The 17,351-nt window shown below is 55.0% G+C and carries 14 protein-coding genes; 4 read left to right on the forward strand and 10 right to left on the reverse strand.

What is annotated here, in order from left to right; translation table 11 throughout:
- The first annotated feature begins 365 nt into the window (after positions 1-365).
- From hsdR to I9H09_RS24700, 4 genes are all read left to right on the forward strand, one after another.
- The gene (hsdR, locus tag I9H09_RS24685; RefSeq protein WP_122346813.1) at positions 366-2,732 is read left to right on the forward strand and encodes an EcoAI/FtnUII family type I restriction enzme subunit R; all 2,367 of its coding nucleotides are present in this window, start codon (positions 366-368) and stop codon (positions 2,730-2,732) included.
- Positions 2,733-2,820: 88 nt separating this feature from the next.
- Positions 2,821-4,290 carry a type I restriction-modification system subunit M gene (locus I9H09_RS24690; protein WP_122346812.1) on the forward strand — a complete coding sequence of 490 codons (1,470 nt, stop codon included), beginning with the start codon at positions 2,821-2,823 and terminating at the stop codon, positions 4,288-4,290.
- Positions 4,287-6,650, forward strand: coding sequence for a restriction endonuclease subunit S (locus I9H09_RS24695; RefSeq protein ID WP_122346811.1), 2,364 nt, complete (start codon positions 4,287-4,289; stop codon positions 6,648-6,650). The genes I9H09_RS24690 and I9H09_RS24695 overlap by 4 nt, the downstream gene beginning before the upstream one ends.
- A 410-nt stretch (positions 6,651-7,060) precedes the next feature.
- Positions 7,061-7,555 carry an Hcp family type VI secretion system effector gene (locus I9H09_RS24700; protein WP_122346810.1) on the forward strand — a complete coding sequence of 165 codons (495 nt, stop codon included), beginning with the start codon at positions 7,061-7,063 and terminating at the stop codon, positions 7,553-7,555.
- Positions 7,556-7,903: 348 nt separating this feature from the next.
- Here I9H09_RS24700 and I9H09_RS24705 read toward each other — a convergent pair whose 3' ends face one another.
- The 10 genes from I9H09_RS24705 to I9H09_RS24750 all read right to left on the reverse strand — a co-directional run bounded on the left by I9H09_RS24705 (position 7,904) and on the right by I9H09_RS24750 (position 17,291).
- Positions 7,904-8,548, reverse strand: coding sequence for a hypothetical protein (locus I9H09_RS24705; RefSeq protein WP_122346808.1), 645 nt, complete (start codon positions 8,546-8,548; stop codon positions 7,904-7,906).
- A 93-nt stretch (positions 8,549-8,641) separates the two neighbouring features.
- Positions 8,642-9,436 carry a DNA adenine methylase gene (locus I9H09_RS24710; protein ID WP_236502541.1) on the reverse strand — a complete coding sequence of 265 codons (795 nt, stop codon included), beginning with the start codon at positions 9,434-9,436 and terminating at the stop codon, positions 8,642-8,644.
- 203 nt (positions 9,437-9,639) lie between these two features.
- Positions 9,640-10,185, reverse strand: coding sequence for a glycoside hydrolase family 19 protein (locus I9H09_RS24715; RefSeq protein WP_122347951.1), 546 nt, complete (start codon positions 10,183-10,185; stop codon positions 9,640-9,642).
- A 38-nt stretch (positions 10,186-10,223) separates the two neighbouring features.
- Complete coding sequence (locus I9H09_RS24720; RefSeq protein WP_122347952.1) at positions 10,224-11,267, reverse strand: phage late control D family protein; 1,044 nt, start codon at positions 11,265-11,267, stop codon at positions 10,224-10,226.
- 92 nt (positions 11,268-11,359) lie between these two features.
- The gene (locus I9H09_RS24725) at positions 11,360-11,566 is read right to left on the reverse strand and encodes a tail protein X (RefSeq protein ID WP_122347953.1); all 207 of its coding nucleotides are present in this window, start codon (positions 11,564-11,566) and stop codon (positions 11,360-11,362) included.
- On the reverse strand, positions 11,541-12,386 hold the full coding sequence (locus I9H09_RS24730; RefSeq protein ID WP_183142517.1) for a phage tail protein: 846 nt from the start codon (positions 12,384-12,386) through the stop codon (positions 11,541-11,543). Before I9H09_RS24730 ends, I9H09_RS24725 begins: the two co-directional genes overlap by 26 nt.
- 9 nt (positions 12,387-12,395) lie before the next feature.
- Positions 12,396-15,149: a phage tail tape measure protein gene (locus tag I9H09_RS24735; RefSeq protein WP_236502542.1), complete on the reverse strand. Its 2,754-nt coding sequence runs from the start codon at positions 15,147-15,149 to the stop codon at positions 12,396-12,398.
- 138 nt (positions 15,150-15,287) lie between these two features.
- Complete coding sequence (locus I9H09_RS24740; protein WP_024690546.1) at positions 15,288-15,590, reverse strand: phage tail assembly protein; 303 nt, start codon at positions 15,588-15,590, stop codon at positions 15,288-15,290.
- A gap of 15 nt (positions 15,591-15,605) precedes the next feature.
- Complete coding sequence (locus I9H09_RS24745; protein ID WP_024670873.1) at positions 15,606-16,115, reverse strand: phage major tail tube protein; 510 nt, start codon at positions 16,113-16,115, stop codon at positions 15,606-15,608.
- A gap of 12 nt (positions 16,116-16,127) precedes the next feature.
- Positions 16,128-17,291, reverse strand: a complete 1,164-nt coding sequence (locus tag I9H09_RS24750; protein ID WP_116828073.1) for a phage tail sheath C-terminal domain-containing protein — start codon at positions 17,289-17,291, stop codon at positions 16,128-16,130.
- Positions 17,292-17,351: the final 60 nt, after the last annotated feature.

A 17,351-nucleotide genomic window follows, 5' to 3' on the forward strand; every position in this document is an offset into this window, starting at 1 on the left:
GCAACTCATTGATTTATAAGTTAAAAGCATCTTCCTTGTAATCAGTAGGTCCCGGGTTCGACTCCTGGTGCCGGCACCATATAAATCAAGGGCTTGCAGCGATGCAGGCCCTTTTTTTTCTCCTGTACGTACAATCCAGCGTACAAATCCTCGCTCGCACGCGATTACGAGGCGGCGTTATGGTCAGTCTCATACCGAATGGATACCGCAATTTCCCCGACCAGCAATTCATCGGACCTCAACCACTAAAATCCTGAGTTTTCCGCAACCTCACTTAACGCCAACAATGTACATTTACGCCCATAAAGTGCGATCAGTAATGCCGGACTGGAAAGATCAGCCTGGTTTGAAATGGAATTGGGGTAATGGATAAAAAATCGCTTTCCGAACGGGACATATGCAGCAAGTACATCGCGCCATCTATTCAGCAAGCTGGCTGGGACATGCACAAGCAGGTACGTGAGGAGGTCAGCTTTACCAAGGGTCGTATCATCGTCCGAGGCAAGCTGCACAGCCGTGGTGAAGCCCGTCGAGCCGATTTCATCCTTTACCATCAGCCCAACCTACCTCTTGCCGTGATCGAGGCGAAGGACAACAAGCACTCTGTAGGCTCCGGCATGCAACAGGCCTTAGGCTATGCGGAAGCCCTGGATGTGCCGTTCGTGTTCTCCAGCAATGGCGATGGTTTTCTATTTCATGACCGTAGCGGCACCGGCAGCCAAGTGGAAACCCAGCTGAGTCTCGACCAATTCCCCAGCCCTGAAGAGCTATGGCAACGCTACTGTCAGTGGAAGGGGCTGGACGGACAAGCTCAGCACAAGATTGAAGCACCCTACTATGATGACGGCTCCGGTCGTATGCCGCGCTACTACCAGATGAACGCCATCAACCGCACGGTTGAAGCTGTGGCACGCGGTCAAAATCGTGTGCTGCTGGTAATGGCAACGGGCACGGGAAAGACTTATACCGCCTTCCAGATCATTTGGCGGCTGTGGAAGTCCAAGCAGAAGAAGCGCATCCTCTTTCTGGCCGACCGCAACATCTTGGTCGACCAGACTAAGAACAACGACTTCAAACCTTTCGGCCAGGCGATGACCAAGATCGCGAAACGCCAGATCGACACCTCCTACGAGATCTATCTGTCGCTCTATCAGGCCGTCACGGGCAACGAAGAAGAGATGAACATCTACAAACAGTTCTCTCGTGACTTCTTCGACCTGATTGTGATCGACGAATGCCACCGTGGCAGTGCGGCTGAGGATTCTGCATGGCGCGAGATTCTCGCCTACTTCTCCAACGCCACCCATGTCGGCCTTACCGCCACACCGAAGGAAACCAAAGAGGTGTCCAGCATCACCTACTTTGGTGAGCCGGTGTACAGCTACACGCTCAAACAGGGCATAGAAGACGGCTTTCTTGCTCCCTACAAAGTGGTACGCATCGACTTCGATAAAGACTTACAAGGCTGGCGGCCACCCAAAGGCATGCTCGACAAAAATGGCGAGCTGATCGAAGACCGTATCTACAACCTCAAGGACATGGATCGTAATCTGATCATCGAGGCGCGCACTCAACTCGTCGCTCAGAAAGTCACCGACTTCCTCAAAGCCACCGACCCTTACCAGAAGACGATCGTTTTCTGTGACGACATCGATCACGCAGAACGCATGCGCCAGGCGCTGATCAACCTCAATCCTTTGCGGGTTGCCGAGAGCCGCAAATACGTGATGCGTATTACCGGTGATGACAAAGAAGGCAAGGCCGAGCTAGACAATTTCATCAACCCGGAAGAGCGTTACCCAGTCATAGCCACCACCAGCAAGCTTATGACTACCGGCGTCGATGCGCAGACCTGCAAGCTAATCGTGCTCGACCAGCACATCAAGTCGATGACCGAGTTCAAACAGATCATTGGTCGCGGCACCCGGATCAACGAGGACTTCGGCAAGTACTGGTTCACTATCATGGACTTCAAGAAAGCGACCGAACTGTTTGCCGATCCAGACTTCGACGGCGAACCGGTCGTGATCTACAGCCCTGAAGGTGACGCCTCGCCTGTGCCTCCAGACAGCCCATTGGAAGATGAGGATGGCATTGTCGATGGCGGCGAATGGCTACCTGAAGAAGGGGCCGAGGGTGATATCCCATCCGATAAAAAGCGCATCAAATACGTTATCGATAACCTGCCCGTGTACGTCATCGCCGAACGCGTGCAGTACTACGGTCCGGATGGCAGGCTAATCACCGAGTCATTGCACAACTACACCCGTGCCTGCGTGCAAAAACAGTTTGCCTCGCTGGATGACTTCCTGCGCCGCTGGAGTGATTCCGAGCAAAAGAAAGTGATTATCGAGGAGATGGCTGTTCAGGGCGTAATGTGGGAAGCCTTGGCGGAGGAGGTGGAAAAGAAGCAGGGCCAAGCACTCGACCCGTTCGATATAATCTGCCACGTTGCCTTCGACCAGCCCGCCCTGACACGCCGCGAGCGCGCCGAGCAAGTAAAAAAGCGCAACTACTTCGCTAAGTACTCCGGCTCTGCCCGCCTGGTGTTGGAGGCTCTGCTAGATAAATACGCCGACACAGGCGTTGAGCACATAGAAGACATCAAGATTCTCCAGCTTGATCCATTTAGCCAGATCGGCGCACCGATGGAACTGGTCAAAGCCTTTGGCGGTAAGGCTGGCTACAACCAGGCGATTCACGAACTGGAAGATGAGCTTTACGCAAGTTAAAAGCTACGTACCGACGATATCTCAGGGCAGGAAGTCGACCTGTCCTGTAGAATATCGCCCCCATTGCGGCACGCGTTGAGAGAACTTCATGTCCATTAGCTCCACCATCAAGTCCATTCAAGACATCATGCGCAAAGACGTCGGCGTCGACGGCGACGCTCAGCGTATAGGCCAATTGGTCTGGCTGCTGTTCCTGAAGATCTTCGATGACCGCGAGCTGGAATGGGAGCTGATGGACGATAACTACCGCTCGCCCATTCCCGACAGCTGCCGCTGGCGAACTTGGGCCGCCGACCCGGAAGGCATGACCGGCGATGCACTGAAAGACTTTATCGACTATAACCTGTTCCCCCAGTTGCAGAATCTGCACGAGTACAGCAACACGCCGTCGGCCTATGTGGTGCGCAGCGTGTTTGAAGACGCCTACAACTACATGAAGTCCGGCCAATTGCTGCGTCAGGTGATCAACAAAGTGCAGGAAGGCGTGGACTTCAACAAGGCCCAAGAGCGCCATGAATTTGGCAATCTTTATGAGCAACTGTTGCGCGACCTACAGAACGCCGGTAACGCTGGTGAGTTCTACACCCCGCGCCCGGTCACCGAATTCATGGTGCGCATGGTCGATCCCAAGCTGGACGAAAAGGTCATGGACCCGGCCTGCGGGACGGGTGGCTTTCTCACCTGTGCCATTGAGCACAAGCGCAGCCGATACGTAAAAACCGCCGAAGACGAACGCACTCTGCAGGCCAGCATCTTCGGCGTGGAGAAAAAGCCGCTGCCGCATCTGTTGGCGACCACCAACATGATCCTGCACGGCATCGAGGTGCCTAATCAAATCCGCCACGACAACACGCTGAGCAAACCGCTGATCAGTTGGGCCCCGAGCGAGCGCGTGCATTGCATCGTTGCCAATCCACCGTTTGGCGGCATGGAGGAAGACGGTATCGAAACCAACTTCCCCGCAGCCTTCCGCACCCGCGAAACAGCAGACCTGTTTCTGGTGTTGATCATGCACCTCCTCAAGGACGGCGGCCGCGCCGCCGTGGTGCTGCCCGACGGCTTCCTGTTCGGCGAAGGCATCAAGAGTCGTATCAAAGAAAAACTGCTGAACGAGTGCAACCTGCACACCATCGTTCGCCTGCCCAATGGCGTGTTCAATCCCTACACCGGCATCAAGACAAACTTGCTGTTCTTCACCAAGGGCACACAGACCAAACAGGTGTGGTTTTACGAACATCAGTACCCGACTGGAGTGAAGAACTACTCGAAAACTCGGCCTATGCGCATTGAAGAGTTCGCAGTGGAACAAGACTGGTGGGGAAACGAAGCTGATGGCTTTGCCACTCGGGTGGAAAATGAATTTGCTTGGAAGGTCAGCCTCAACGAAGTGCAAGCGCGCAACTGGAATCTGGACTGCAAAAACCCGCATGTCAGTGAACAGGTCAGCCACGACCCTGAAGATATGTTGCGTAACTACGCCAAGTTGCAAGGTGAAATCAGCGACCTGCGCGACCAGCTTAAAGCCGTCTTGGCCGATGCACTGGAGCGTCAAGTATGACTGCCTTGCTTACCAATAACCTTCCTCTGCTGGCTGGCGCGCCCAACGGCATCAAGAAACTGCGAGAGCTGATTCTGGAGCTAGCGGTGCGTGGGAAGTTGGTGCCACAAGATCGGACTGATGAGCCAGCCAGTGAGTTGCTTAAGCGGATTGCCGAGAGAAAGGCACAACTGGTGGCTGAGGGTAAGATCAAAAAGCAGAAGGCGCTGGCTCAGATTAGCGATAAAGAGAAGCCATTTAACCTTCCGACCAACTGGGAGTGGGTTCGTCTTGGACAGATAGGCTCAGTGGGATCCAGTTCACGCGTACATCAGAAAGATTGGCAGAGCAGCGGAGTTCCGTTCTATCGTGCCCGGGAAATAGTGCGCCTATCCAGAGACGCATTTGTTGAAAACGAACTATTTATCTCGGAAGAGCTTTACCAAGAACTCTCTACGAAAGAATCAGTACCTAGGGCTGGCGATATAATGCTTACGGGGGTAGGGACGATCGGCGTCCCATACCGCGTACAGGAAGGTGATCGCTTTTATTTTAAGGATGCCAGCGTCCTAATTTTTAAAAACTATATAGCCGAAAACTCAAATTATCTGCTTAAGTACTTTTTCTCACCGTTTTGGTTCAACACGATTCACGCCGAGAGCATGGGTACGACAGTACATACGCTAACTATCACGCGAGCAAATGAAACACTTTGCCCGCTGCCTCCCCTTGCCGAACAACACCGCATCGTCACCAAAGTCCATGAACTTATGACTCTCTGCGACCGACTGGAAGCCCAGCAGGCCGACGCCGAAAACGCTCATGGCCAACTGGTGCAAGCGCTGCTCAACAGCCTGACCCAAGCCATCGACGCCACCGAGTTTGCTGCCAACTGGCAACGCCTGGTCGAACACTTCCACACCCTGTTCAGCACCGAATCCAGCATCCACGCCCTCCAGCAGAGCCTGCTGCAACTGGCCTTGAAGGGCAAGCTGGTGCCGCAAGATCCAAACGATGAGCCGGCCAGTGAACTTTATAAAAGTGTCGAAGCCGAGAAGCAGCGCTTAGTAGCTGCGAAAAAGATAAAAGATACCCCACGCCTAGAGCCAGTAAGCCCTGAAGAAGAGCCTTTTCCAATTCCAAGTTCTTGGCTATGGACACGCATTGGCGATATCTGCCGGCCTATATCTTCTGGTTCAACTCCGTCCTCCGAGCTATTTCAGTACGATGAAGGCATACCGTTCCTAAAGGTATACAACATTCGAAACCAAGAAATTGACTTTGATTACAAAAAGCAATTCATAAGCGCCGAGTATCACGCAGAGAAGATGAAACGCTCCGTTTTAATACCTGGCGACGTAGTTATGAATATCGTAGGCCCGCCATTAGGCAAGGTTGCAATAATTCCGGATACTTTTCCTGAATGGAACTGCAATCAAGCTATCGTTTTTTTTGGGCTTGTTGCACCAGTAAGCTCTGAGTACATATATACATTTTTAAGAGAAGGCTCGTTCTTAAAAAACATTGTTCTTATTGGTACCGCAGGGCAAGATAACATCTCAGTTACCAAGTCTAAAAATATTGCCGTACCGCTGCCTCCGCTCGCAGAACAACACCGCATAGTCGCCAAAGTCGATCAGCTAATGGTACTCTGCGACCAACTTAGAACCCGCATAATTCAAGCCCGCCAACTCAACGCACAGCTGGCCAACACCTTGGTCGATCGCACTCTTGCCGATGATACCAAGCAGGCTCCCGTTGCCACGGACCAAAAAACTGCTCGTACCCTGCTCGCAGCCGAAGTCACTCACCGGCTTCACGCGCAACACACTTTTGGCCAGCGCAAACTGCAGAAAGTGGTTTACTTGGCCGAGTATGCAGCTAGGCTCGAAGCGATTCAAGGCAGTTACTTACGTAACGTGGCAGGCCCCCATGATCGCCAACTGATGAGCCAGGTCGAATCGGATCTGCAGAAGCACCAATGGTATGAACGTATCGAACGCGAAACTTTCGGCCATGCCTACCGCCCGCTATCCAAAGCGGGGCAACATCGCATGGCATATAACCGCACTTGGTCAGCCAATGAGCAGGAGAAGATTGAGCGAATCATCGAGCTGATGCGGGACTGGGACACGGATCGCTGCGAAATGACAGTGACTCTCTACGCCGCCTGGAACGACTTCATCATTGACGGCCATCCGGTAACCGATGATGCAATCGTAAATGAGGTCATGCACCGCTGGAACGATGCTAAGTTGCGCTTCAACAAGGTTGAGTGGCTGGCAGTGCTTAGCGAGATGAAAAAGCACTGCCTGCTGACTCCGACCGGCTTTGGCAAACGCACAAGCGGCGGTACGCTAACCCTACCTGGTTTCGAGTAAACCGCCTTTCGGAAAAAGGGCCCTCCCCATCAGTGCAGGATTTGACGGTTTTCCTACATATGGATATGCAAGCAACCCAGGTGCACTCACACGCGCTAACCGGAAATTGGATGTCTGGCTGAATTGAAGCCGGTGCTAGCTGCCGCGCGGTATTTCAAGAATACTTCTTGGTCATTAGTGTACCGTTTGCGAAATAAGCTACCCACTAAATGAAAGCTAAGCTATTGATAATAATTGACTTTTCCGTTATTTAGCAGCTTGTTTTTTTCGAAAACAGTACATTAGGTTGCTCACACTGGTTTTCCTTTGCATGGTTGAATCTATCCTAAAATGTAGATTAGATGACGCTGGCAATCCACGCACCCTATAAGCTAGGCTAAGCCCTCTAATCTTTGAAGCAGGAAGCTGATATGTCTTTTGACGCATTTATGCAGGTGGACGGTATAGAGGGCGAATCCCTTGACGACGCCCACAAAGGCTGGGTAGAACTGCTGTCCTACCATTACGACGCGGTTCAGTCGATCAGCACATCTGCCAGCTCTAACGGCGGGGCGAGCGCAGGCGGCGTTACTCTAGGCGACTTTAAAGTAAGTAAGTACATAGACAGAGCAACGCCGAAGCTGTTTGAGCTTTGCTGCCGTGGGTCGCATATTAAGAAGGTGACTATTCGTGTTCACAGAGCAGGCACAGAGAAGTTCAAATATCTCGATATCGTTCTTGAGGAAGTCTTGATATCAACCGTCAGCGGTAATGGAGCAGAGAATGCAGGCTTACCCGTAGAGTTAATCACCCTTAACTATGGACGAATAAAATTCGAGTACTCGCAGCAGCGCCGAGCTGACGGTGGTAATGCCGGGATCGTATCCGGCGGATGGGACAGGACTGCGAATAAGCCATTTGCATAAAACATTGGTTTGAGCACCCTGCCACGGCAGGAGCCCGCCTCCCAACTAGGCGGGCATACCCAGATCACCAGTAAATGGCAAATATCAAAGCAAGAAGAGCCGCGGTAACCACTGACTCCTTTCTAGTGCAGATTATGAAAATCAAAAACTGTACAAAAATAGCAATAATCACAGTCATAGTTCTTATATCGCCGCGGGTATTGGACCTGTCCTCAATATGCGGCACGATAGAGCTTGGCTCCATCCAATCGTATTGCGACCCATGAAACATCATGTACATTAGCAGACAGGAAACGTAAACCGTATACAACAAAACCCTTATAAAAACGCCTTTAGCTGTCATATATATTACCTTACAAGCTGACCAAAAAAGCTCCACCTTTTTACAATAAAATCCCCGTAACTGGTGTCTTCTTTTATTTTTTCAATAGATGGGTTTGTGCCTCGATTGTATCGAGCACCAATGATACGCACTTCGTCCATACCGATGGAGGTAAATTTGTCGTAATCAGCAAGCAGTCGCAAGTGCTTCGCAGCCAGATCTATATTATAGACATCCTGCTCCAAACAGTTTGCTAAGCTTCTCAACTCGCTGATAGACATGTCATCTGGGTTTAGACCTAATGTAACTGCTGCTGTTCTAAGCTGAACACTTACCCAGCCAAAACTAGTTTTGGCTGGAGGCGGCGTAATTACGGTCGGTAAATTGCCCAAATGATCGAACACTCGCAGTTCGAATGCTGCTCTATCGGCAGAATTTGGATCTCCTCCGGCTTCTATCCAACACACACCAGCCAACAGCTCAACTGGAAGCGAATATTTTGCGGCTGATGCCTTGATAAACTGCTTATTGTGTATCAGCCAAGTATCTTTGAAGCGCTGGATATGACCTCGCCCTCCACCAAATCGTGCTGGCAATAACTTCCAAACAAAAACATCAAAGAGCCCCCATGTGGGACTACCGTTGGATTCAGGAGTGCAAAAATCATTCATATCAACTCATCCATGATTTAGATCGCGTTAGCATACTGTACCATCAAGCTTCAATTTTTGTGTACTGGTCGCTGGCCGACTTGAAGCCAAACATCAGAACAACCTGCCCAACGCCACAGGTTCCCAATTCATAATAACCAGCTCACCACTGACATCAGCCTTCCCCTGTCTCTGGTTTGCCGTGCTGTAGCGAATATCGACCGTTTCGAAATGGAAGCCTTCAAACACGCGCCGTATGTCAGGGTGGTCATTGATGCTGACCATCACCTTTCCCTTGCAGCGTCGCATGAAGTCGGCCATTCGCTCATAGTTTTCAAACGAAAAATCCACCCCGTACCCAGCCGTCTGCCAGTAAGGCGGGTCCATGTAGTGAAAGGTGTGGGGCCGGTCATAGCGCTCGGCACATTCGAGCCACGGCAGATTCTCCACGTATGTACCTGACAAACGCTGCCAAGCTGCAGACAGGTTTTCCTCGATCCGCAGCAGGTTGATGGCCGGGCCGGTCGTGGCAGTGCCAAACGTCTGCCCGCTCACTTTTCCTGCAAAGGCATGGTGCTGCAGGTAGAAGAACCGGGCGGCCCGCTGGATGTCGGTGAGGGTTTCGGGGCGTGTCATCTTCTGCCACTCAAACACCTGGCGCGAGCTGAGTGCCCATTTGAACTGGCGGACGAATTCTTCAAGGTGGTTTTGGACGACGCGATACAGCGTCACCAAGTCTCCGTTGATGTCGTTCAAGACTTCAACCGGGGCGGCCTGGGGGCGCATGAAATAGAGGGCCGCACCGCCAGCGAATACTTCGACGTAGCATTCGTGGGGTGGGAACAGCGGGATGAGACGGTCGGCCAGGCGGCGTTTGCCGCCCATCCAAGGGATGATGGGTGTGGACATAGAAAGCAAGACCTTTACTGTATATATAGACAGGTGCTAGGCTCGCTCCGCTTTGTGCACGAAGCGAGAGCCTTGGCTGGACTTGCAGGGGTAATCTGCGGGAACGGTGACCAGTCGTGATGTTGACGCATCTCGGCTGGTCGCTCTTTTTCAATTTGCTGCAGTGACTCTTTCCGCCCAGGGCTGAATGGCCAATAGCTCGATCAGACCAGAACCTTCAAGGCTCTCTCGTAGAGCATTCGCCGATCTGCCTGGCCATTGATGCCGCCATTGATGCGTCTGGTGATCGCCAGGAACTCGCCTTTATCCGCCAAGGTATTGAGTCCAGCTCGGTGCCAGAACCAACCTGCCGACATGGCTGCATGCTCTGGTCGCTCCAGGAGTTCGGGGTGTTTGAGCAGATCCACCCCTAATGCCTCTGCGCACGCGGCGTAGTTATCTCGCCCGGTGACCTGAATAAGCCCCCTGCCCCGATACAACTGACCATCATCATCGTCCTCTGGCGTGTTACCAAGGCGTTCAGCCAGCCGCCCGGTGTCGTACTTGTCGAGGTAGTCATCGCTGCCCAGTTCGCGAACGTAGCGCAACTGGCCAGACTCATGGCCGATCTGGGCGATGAATGCGGCAATGCGCAATCTGGTGACGATGGCGTACTTGCTCATTGCAACGTTTAAGACAGGAACAAAAACGCCAGCTCGGGAGCTGGCGTTGGGAAGGATCTGCAGCAACTGCTGCGTGGTAATCGACATGCGTGGTTCTCCTGATAAGTGGGTGCTGATCTGGCCGGTTAAAGCTGTACGACCTTGACCGGTTTCTTCTCTTTCTTTTTCTTGCCCTTCGCTTTGGCCTTGCCGGACTTACCGCCGTTGCACTCCACCGTGGTGGTCCAGCCGGACTGGGTGAATACCTGTTCAACCGAGTCGACCAGGTACTCACCATCCAGGCCGACCTTGAAGCCCTGGGCGTCGACCATCCGCTCGGCGAATAGATCGGTGCGCCCGGCCATTTCCAGCCGAACGCCAGCGGTGCTGCGATTGAATGCGGCAAGACGCGCCTTCGCTGCCTGCTCTGCAGCAGATTTGTTCGGGTAGATGTGGCGGTCGGTGTGAACGGGCGGCAGGCCGTCAGGCGACTGATCGTTGGTTAGCTCAACCACCTTCAGCTTTCCCGTTTTTTTGTCCTGATGCTTGGTCTGCACGGCTCTTTGCGTGGTCTTGTCACTCAGGCGAAACTGCCAGCGCGTCACGTCATGGCGTTGAATCCTCACAACGCCTAATGCCTTACCACTTGCGCTCTCGCCGCCTTGGCGTGGCAGCACCAACAACTTGCCGTCTGCGACTTTGGCAGTGCAGTCATGCTTTTTGGCCAGCCGGGTAATGAAGTTATAGTCCGACTCGTCAAGCTGATCAGCGCGGGGCACCTTCGTTGCGACGTTACAGACAGGCTTCCAAGTATTACGTGTCGCGACGTCGTTCACGATCTGCTGCAGCGTGACATCTTCCCAGCTACCGGAACGAGTGGTCCTGCCGCTGCCACGCATATCGCTGGCCTTGCCGCGAATGACCAAGGTATCGGGAGGCCCAGACGACTCAATGTCATCCACGGTGTAAAGCCCCAGCCGCGTCAGTGGCTGTCCTTCGTAACCCAGGTAAATCTCGATGTCCGCGCCTCTCGAAGGCAGGGCAACGGCTCCGTCCCGATCATCAATACGCAGCTCAAACTCATCAGACTCCATGCCTGGCTTGTCACTTGTCCGGAGCAATAACAAACGGTCATTGATCAAGGCCGTGATATCGGTGCGATCCGCAACGATTCGGAATGCAGGCTTCATGAGACCTTCTTTGATAGCCATGGCAAGGCATGGCAGATTCACTAGAATCCGCCGCCAAGCGTTAATAAAGGGTGGATGTGAACCGGCTGACCCTAGCCCCAGAGCTGAATAGCTTCTTCGCTTTTGACCTGCAGATCCGGTAGCAGTATCTGCACGCCAGCCCGGTACGGTTGAGGCTCATCTGCCAGGCCCTGATTGGCATCCAGCACCGCTTCGACGCTGCCATTCAGGTGCCCGTAGTAGTGCTGACACAGAGTGTCGAGCAGATCCCCGTCAGACGTTCTGCAAATCGTCGCCATAGCTCACAAACTCCAATGAAAAGTCCTGCTTGCGGGGTATGCCACCTGCCAGCAGGTTGCTCTGTTCTTCATCCACACTGAGCAGACACCAGTTGCCCAGCACCTCTCCGTAGCCTGTTGTCAGGCTGAGCGGTTGCAGATTGCGACCCATGCTGCGCAGCGTGTTCAGTTGCTTAAGCCCGCCTTTGAAGCCTGGAAAGATGGACCCTTTCAAACTCAGCTTGTCGTCGCCGAACCCAACCGCCTGTTGCGCAATGCTGCGTGTCAGACGTTCTTGCCCGGCCCAGCGGAACGCAGTCTGTCTGCGCAGTTCGTCAAATGCCGCCGTGTCCAGATTGAAGTAGTAAGGCTGCGCCTCGGGCTTGAGCGGCTGAATAATCAACAGGTGCGGAAACGGCTTTACAGCTTCCGGGGCCGGCGTGGTCTGCGAGGCAAAACTGCCGGTGGGCACGATGTTGCCCAGAGACGGGCTGATCTTGCCGGCAACCCGATTGATTGCCGCACTTGCCTTGGACGCTTGCTCTTTCAGTGTGCCCATACGCTCTTGCACCTGCGCCGCCGCACTGGTCGCCTGCCCATACATCGCCACCACCTGGCCAACCTTCGACTGGGCGACATTGATGCCACGCATGGTGCGCTGCAACTTCGCGCCTACGGCAGGACCGATGAAAGGGATGTTCTCCAGCTCCGACGCGGCCCCTGTCATGTCGCCAATGGCCCCGTTCAAGGGACCGAGCATGTCATCCAGACTACGGCGTCCCACCTCTCCCGCTGCAATCAGGTATTTCAACGATGACTGCAGTTGTTCCGCATAAGCCATAACCTTTCCTCAACCTACGTGCGGGGCATCAAACAGTTGGCGGGCAGCCGCCTGCCGACTGAACTCTTCAAATTGGCGCTGCAGAAACGGTGCAATGTCCCGCGCCAGCTGTGCCGGGTCCTTTACATCGCCTTGTACGTTGACGGGCATATTCGGCGAGAAGGTGAATTGCTGATCTATCTTCGCGGGCTCGGCCTTGCTTTGCTCGGCGGCCTTGATGACAGCAGGCAACGCCTGGGGTGGACCAACCGCCGCCATCGCTTTGACCACATCGCCAGGCGCAGCAGACGGCTTGGTATCGCCTGGCTTTTCAGCAACAGCCTCGGCTTTTTCGTCTGAGCCAAACAGCGCTTTGCCCAGAAAGCCACCGACGTCCTGCCCGCCCATGCCTCCGAGAAATGCGCCCACCAGCCCGCCGATGGCCGTGCCGACAACGGGCACAATGGAGCCAATGGCTGCACCTGCCGCACCGCCCGCCAACGCGCCAGCCAATCCCCCGGCAGCGCCGCCGTAGCCCTCGGCCTTTTCGTCCTGAGTTTCGGCGTTTTGGTACGTGTCCAGCGCAAGCATGCCCGCATCCAGAAACTTGGCACCCGGAACCACCTTGGCAAGACCGCCCAACTTCCCGGCAGCCCCGGCCATACGCGCCAGTCGACCAGCGGGCACCGGAGGGGGTGGAGATGGAACAGGTGGCCTTGGCGGCATAGGAGGACCACCACGACGACCACCGGCACCACCCGCTGCGCCACGGCGGCGGCCGCGGCGAGACCGACGCTGGTCACCCGGTGCATCTGAACCACCGCCGAAAGCATTGGCATTGACCACAAAGACTTTCTGCGGCTCCGAGCTGCTGCCGCCACCTTTGCCACTATCGCCGTCGCTACTGCCTTCGCCGAACATATCGAGGATCTTGAGGCCGGTTTCGACAGGATCAAAACCTGTCTTGCCGCCTTCCTCAGACTCATCGTCGTCACCGTCACCCTGTTCCTTGTCACCGTCCTGAGTCTTGCTTTTGTCCTTGCCCTTGGCTTTATCCTTGCCCTTAAAGGCTTTGAGACCAGTCTCCAGCAGCCCTTTGACCGCACCGACTTTGCCCTCGGGCTTGCCATCGCTATCGCCAGAGTTCGTGACGAAGACCTTCTGAACCTTGTTCGGGTTGCCGCCTAACGCACCGCGTCCGAGGTTGAGCAACCCCTTGCCGATTTTGAATGCACCGGCAGCCGACTTGAGGGCTACCAACCCGCCACCGAGTAACGCGATGGCCAGAACCACAGGCTTGGCGTTATCAGAAAGCGTGGTGAATTCCTTGGCTGTTGCAGTGATACCTTTGGCGACTGCGTCAGTGACCGGGCGAATGGCGTCGCCGATGCTACGCATCGAGTCGTTGACGGCCTGAAACGTCTCTGCCCAGATCTGCGACGAAGCGCCACGCCGCTCGGCCAGGTTCTTGTCCAGAATCCCTGAAGCGTTCTGAGCGTCCTTTTTCAGTTGCTCATACATGCCACGGTTTTGCGAGTACGCCGTCAGCGCAGCCTTGACCTGCATGTCGGCGAACAGATCGCCGGTGCGCAGCGCCTGCTCCAGCGAATCCAGCATCTCTTTCGCCTTTTTCGGATCAGCTTCCTTACTGATCTTCTCCGTGGCCTCCTTCATTTTTTTGGCTTTGGCCGGATCGGTCTTTTCGATGTAATGCTGGGCCAGCGCAAAGCTGGACTCCAGGGTCGACATTCCCTTCTGGATGCCCGTGTTGAGAGAACCCTGATAGTCGATACCAACGTCTTTGTAAGACTTAACCACGTCGGTGGAGCCGATCTTCTCCATCCAGTTTTTCAGGTTGTTGGCCGCCTCATCCGAGCCGCCGGCTGTTTTCATCTGTACCTGTAGCATCGCGCCGAGCTGGCTCACCGAATCCATGCCGGTCACACCCAGCTTGCCCATGCCAGCAAGCAGTTGCGGAAACCACTTAGCCATGTCACTGGCTTCAAAACTACCGGCTTGGCCCTGCATGGCCACTGCCTCAAGGGCTTTTTCCATCATCTTCGGGTCGGTGATTTTGGCGTTCTGTTGCAGTGCCTGAATCATGTTGGCCGTATCGACGCCGCTAGCCCCCTGCCCGACCGCAAACTTCGCCGCCACCGGCGCGTAGGACAGCGCCTTGTCCAGGCTCATGCCCGCACCGACCAGCTTGTTGACCAGGTCAGCCACATCGTTGCGTGCCATGCCCGTGTCTTGGGAGGTCTTGATCACCGAGGTGGTCAGTTCCGCTTCCTGCGGCTTGTTGGCCACACCGGCCTTGATCGCGATGTCACGGATGATCGCCTGATAATCCGCACTGATTTTGGTCGGTACCGCCAATGCGCCGACACCGGCAACGGCGGTGCCAATCCCGGACTTGATCCCGGCCTTGCCCTGCTCGATCTGTTGGTGTCCTTTGACTTTGAGGTCCATGCTTCTGGCCACACGGTCAAGGGACTGATATTCCTGCCTGAGTTTGCCAACCTGAACGCCCTGTTTACGCAGCGTGTCGAGGTTGTTCTCAAGCTTGCGCAGCAAACCAGAGGCCGATGCAGCGCCACTGTCGTGCGCCTTCTTCCACTCATCACGCAACCGCATGGTTTCGCCAATGGTGTTTCTCAACACCTTGGCCTGACTACCCTTTTGCTCCAGCTTCTTGATACGGCCTTCGACGGTACTGAAGGCCGAACCCAAGGTGGAACTGACAGAGCCGCCAATCACCAGCCCCAATGCCAGATTGTTCGCCATCACTCACCTCAGATATTGGGATGGGCTCAGTCCGTGAGCCACCAGATCATGTCCGAGAAAGACATGGACATGATTTCCGCCGACGAGAAGCCCAGCTCTTTTGCAAGTCGCTTTGCCGCCAGCTTCTGAAGTACAGGATCAAAGCTCGTCGTCTTGCACCAGACGAAAATAGCCCGCCTGCAGGCGGTTGTAGTCTTTGAGCGGTAGCCTTTCCAGATCACTACCGCCCACTTCGGCGAGCGACGCGAAGAGGTTGATCTCGCGCTGTTCGGCATCACCGTTTGAGGCCGCTTGCGCAGCACGCACATCTCGCACAGTCGGAGCACGCAAGGTCAGAGTGTCCACCTGAACGCTGTTGACTTCGGCAGGCTTGGACAGCTTCACCGAAACACTCTCGGCCGTCAGGGTCATCCAGCTTGGTTGGGTATTTGCTTGGGACACAGGAGTTTCCTTTTATCAGAGGCCGAGGGCCGAACGTTCTGCAGCGAGTTGGTCGACACCGTTGATGACGCGTTTCATGCCCAGCGCATCGATCTCGTAAATCAGACGGCCATCCACTTCCAGCTTGTAGTAGGTGACCGCGACCGAGTGTTTGATCTCGGACTTGTCACCCGGCTTCCAGTCACCCATGTCGACCTCTTTGAGCCGACCGCGAAGGGTGACCACGACTGGAGTGATCTTGCCTTTCAGGCCCTTGAACGCGCCTCGGAAAACGCTGTTGAAGGCAGTGCCATCAGCCAGGCCGAAAAACTTCAACGACTCACGGCGCACGCCCGTTGTTGTGAAGTTGGCTTCCTGCTTCTCCATGCCCATATCCAGCTCAACTGGAGCATCCATGCCTCCAGCCCGGTGCTCTTCCGTCTTGATCGTCAACTTGGGCAGCGTCAGGCTTGGAACATCGCCTTGGAAGCTGACACCGTCGACGAACAGGTTCAGGTTGCTCAGTGTTTCGGGAATCATTGCCATCGTTGCAGTTCCTTAAGCGGCAGAGTCGAGCACTTCGGTCAGCCATTGATTGGTGACTTCGACGCGGAAGTTGGGGTTTTCGGCAGGTGGAACGTCGGTGAATCGGATGTTCCAGAACACCTTGCCCTGCTCAAGCTGGCTGGCCGTGTTCAGTTCGGTGTCCGCGAACACTTCAAAGTTGATGATTGCGCCCTGATTTTTCAGGTCACGCATGAACGCTTGCAGGCCCTCGGTCACGTCCTTGATGTAGGTCGCGGTGATCGAACGGTCGACCGCCCACTTGTGCCCGTATAGGATCGCGTCCATGACGATGTCCATGGTGCGCACGCGAGTGACGAAAGCCCATTTGGGGTCGCTGCTGAGTGTGCGGTTGCCCCACAGGCGATAACCGTCATCACGGATGATGGTGGCGATGTTCGCGTTGTTGAGCAGGTTGGCGCGGCAGGTTTCGTCGCCGTCCAGAAACTCGATGGGCCGGGTAGTGCCGGTGATCCCGGCGAACTCTTTATTCGACGGCGAGGCCCAGAAGCCATACTCCGCGTCGGTCCAGGCGAACAAGCCCGCCACCCAGGCAGAGCCAGGTGCATCGACCGTCGCATTGGCGGCGCTATCCCAGTACTGGACACCGGGGTCGACCATAAAAGAGCGCTTGCCGCCGAAGTTCTTGGCATACGCCATGACCGCTTCGTCTGTCGTGTTCGGGCCATCGAAAATCGGCAGCGCCCGCAGTTTGTCTGCCAGTGCCGCCATGGCGGTGCCGACCGCCAGAATCGAGCTGTGCTTGGGCGCGATCAGCAGTCGCGGCTGAGCGTTGAAGCGGCTCTTGCCATCGAGCAGTGCCTGTAGCCCGGTGCGCGTGCCATCAGCTTTGACACCGCCGATGATGGCGGAAGTTTGCAGGGCAGCATCGTCCAGTTTGGCAACGCCACAAGCAACGATCACCGCCTTGGCCCGCACGTACACCGCCTGACAGGCTTTGGTGATCGCCGAGTCAGGACCAAACGCTGCAATGGCTTCGCGCTCGGACGTGATCAGCACCAGGTCATTGGCCTTGGCACTGTATGCCGGGGCCTCGGTGAACGTATCGACCAGACCGATGATTGAGGACGTGGGCAGCGAAATGGTGCGTGCGCCCGTGTCAACGTTTGTCATGGTCACGCCGTGGAAGAAACTCATAAGACGATCTCCAGAAACGAAAAAACCCCGATCAGCGGGGTTGGTGGTGGAATGCAAATA

This window comes from Pseudomonas tremae (assembly GCF_023278125.1).
In the GTDB taxonomy this organism is placed as follows: domain Bacteria; phylum Pseudomonadota; class Gammaproteobacteria; order Pseudomonadales; family Pseudomonadaceae; genus Aquipseudomonas; species Aquipseudomonas tremae.